This is a genomic window from Tumebacillus permanentifrigoris (assembly GCF_003148565.1).
Classification (GTDB): Bacteria; Bacillota; Bacilli; order Tumebacillales; family Tumebacillaceae; genus Tumebacillus; species Tumebacillus permanentifrigoris.
The window spans coordinates 1-2673 of the sequence record NZ_QGGL01000046.1 but is presented as its reverse complement, the minus strand read 5'-3'; the positions used below and the strand labels follow the sequence as shown (position 1 = coordinate 2673).

Sequence of the window (2673 nt, the reverse complement as noted above, 5' to 3'; positions counted from 1 at the left end):
CGCGAAGCCCCCCTCAAGATAAGACTTCCCACACGGTCAACGTGGTAAGACCCCCAGTAGAAGACTGGGTTGATAGGCTGGGTGTGTACGTGCCGCGAGGCATTTAGCTGACCAGTACTAATAGGTCGAGGGCTTATCCTACGAAATGCATGTCTTGAACTCACAAAGTTGCTCTACCCAGTTGTCACAGTCTCGTGATGATGGCGGAAAGGTCACACCTGTTCCCATCTCGAACACAGAAGTTAAGCTTTCCAGCGCCGATGGTACTTGGACCGCAGGGTCCTGGGAGAGTAGGACGTCGCGAGGCAACAGCATCAGGAACAAAAAGACTCGATCCATTGCGGATCGGGTCTTTTTTTGTTTTCATTACATTGAAGGAGTTTGTTTAAATACAATTGGCATAGGACTATTTAACCATTTATTTTTGAATTCAATGTGGTAATATTTAGCCAAGTATATAGGTTGATTTTTCGTTGAAAGGAGGTGAGAACTATGTTGAAAAAGGTAACCACGGTTGCCCTGATGCCGATCGATACTTGCGGCCTCAACTTCTGCTCTTTTGGTTGCGGTGTTGACTGGTGTAGCGATTGATGTGATCAAGAACGAGCCCGGTCCGTTGAGGAGCGGGCCTTTTTTGTAAGTAAACGAAGTAGATACGTACTCAGGAGGTGGCAGGATGTCGTTGCAACAGATTCAGAGCCTGATGTTGAATCTCTCCATCAAACCGCAATTGTCCAATCAGTTGTTCGCAGACCCCTCTAGTGTTCAGGCCTCGTATGATTTGGCGGACCATGAGTTGCAAGCCGCGTTGCAGTTGCAGGCGCGGGATTTGGAAGCGTTTCAGACTCACGTGGCGCTGAAACGGCTGAATCGGTTGGCCATGCCCTATGTGACTCGTTCCTTGTCCTTGTTTTCAAGTAGCAGTCGTGCCCGGCTGTTGCGGGAATTCGTGACAATACATGAGATGAAGCAAAATTTTTGGATGCAAAATATCATCACTTTCTTGGATTTCTTAGCAGACAAGGCCACGGGGGATAAGCATGGAGATCTCCAACGTGAAGTGATCGCATTTGAGAAGTGGGTATATGAAAGTTGTAGAGCTACTGATGAAGAGGTTTCAGGAACCGGGTTACGTGTGGCGTCACGCGTTCGTGTTGCTACGTTTCAGTTGCCTGGGGAGCTGTTGATTGATGGCAAGTTTCAGGAAGCGTTACCTGAGTTGTTCGGTACCCAAGGGTTTGTGTTGGCCCAGTGGAACGGAGCAGAAGTCGACTTGTACGAGATTGACTCTGGGTATTATGACTTTTTGAAGCAAGGTATAGGACGGATGTTTACCAGTCAAGAGCTGCTCGTACTCGCTGAGGGCATCGCTGTCCGATATGAAGAGCGCACGGCTCACGAGATGATCGAAGAACTGTACGAAGCAGGAATCCTCGTCACACATGGAAAGGAGGTCAAATCATGGCTAGAGGTGTAGGGATCGGGTATCGCTCGCAATTTACCAATACGCCAGAGCTGCTGTTGCAACACGTTGATTTTTTGGAATACAACCAACGACCGAATCTCGAGGCTGTACAAGCTGACTTGGGACCGTTTCTCGGGAAGTTGCCAGTTGTGATCCACAGTATCAACCTCTCGCTCGGTTCCGTGGAGCCGCCAGCTGAGCAACGGGTGGAGGCTTTAAAACGGACGGCTGATTTCGTCAATGCGTCTTGGGTGAGTGAGCACCTGTCCTATAGCCGAGTGGGAGACATCGAGATTGAGAATTTCATTGCGCTACCTTATACGGATGAAGCGATTGAAGTCGCCTCCAAGCACATTCTGGATCTGCAAAACTTTCTGGGACGTCCTATGATCATGGAGAATGTTACGCACCATATCACATGGCCGGTCAAACAGTATTCGGAGGCGGAATTCATCAAGCGTGTGATGCTGTCTGCCGATTGCGGACTGTTGTTGGATGTGACCAACCTCTATCTGAATTCTGTTGTTCATAAGTACGATCCGATTGAATACCTGAAGACGATTCCTCGCGATCGAGTAGTCCAACTTCATCTGGCAGGACATACCGAAACGGATGGGGAATTGGTCGATTCGCATGTCGGCGGGATTGATCCGAAGGTGATGGAGTTAACCGAGTGGGTGATGGACAACACGTCGTGCGATGCGATGATTATCGAGCGTGACAACCAATTGGAAACATTCAACGATGTATTGGAGGACGTGGCACTATGCCGGTCTGTGTATCAGAAATACCGCGGCGCTATGGAAAGGTAGTTTGCAGCATGAACGTGAAACGTGTTCAGAAAACCCGGTCCGTCAGGATTGGGTTTTTGTTGGTCTACCTTGAGATTAGGTATTGACTTTTAGCGTAGGGGTATGATATATTATCTCTTGTCGCCGCGAGAGACACTTCGGTGACGTGATTGATCCTTGAAAACTAAACGAGTGATAGATGAGAATCGATTCGAGCCTTGAATCAAACTTTAATTGAGAGTTTGATCCTGGCTCAGGACGAACGCTGGCGGCGTGCCTAATACATGCAAGTCGAGCGGACTGATGTGGAGCTTGCTCCATGGATGTCAGCGGCGGACGGGTGAGTAACACGTGGGTAACCTGCCTGGCAGACTGGGATAACGCTTGGAAACGAGTGCTAATACCGGATGATCTCTT

At 48.9% G+C, this 2673-nt stretch carries 2 protein-coding genes and 3 rRNA genes; all 5 read left to right on the top strand.

Translation table 11 applies throughout. The features are described from left to right. A 23S ribosomal RNA gene (locus tag C7459_RS22670) occupies positions 1-141 on the top strand; the annotation flags it as partial. 49 nt (positions 142-190) lie between these two features. Beyond that, positions 191-307 (top strand): 5S ribosomal RNA (gene rrf / locus C7459_RS22665). 369 nt (positions 308-676) lie between these two features. After that, a complete protein-coding gene (locus C7459_RS22660; RefSeq protein ID WP_109691460.1) occupies positions 677-1477 on the top strand; it encodes a hypothetical protein in 801 nt (266 codons plus the stop codon). Then, complete coding sequence (locus C7459_RS22655) at positions 1462-2277, top strand: MbnB/TglH/ChrH family RiPP precursor modification enzyme (protein WP_109691459.1); 816 nt, start codon at positions 1462-1464, stop codon at positions 2275-2277. The genes C7459_RS22660 and C7459_RS22655 overlap by 16 nt, the downstream gene beginning before the upstream one ends. 209 nt (positions 2278-2486) lie before the next feature. Then, a 16S ribosomal RNA gene (locus C7459_RS22650) occupies positions 2487-2673 on the top strand; the annotation flags it as partial.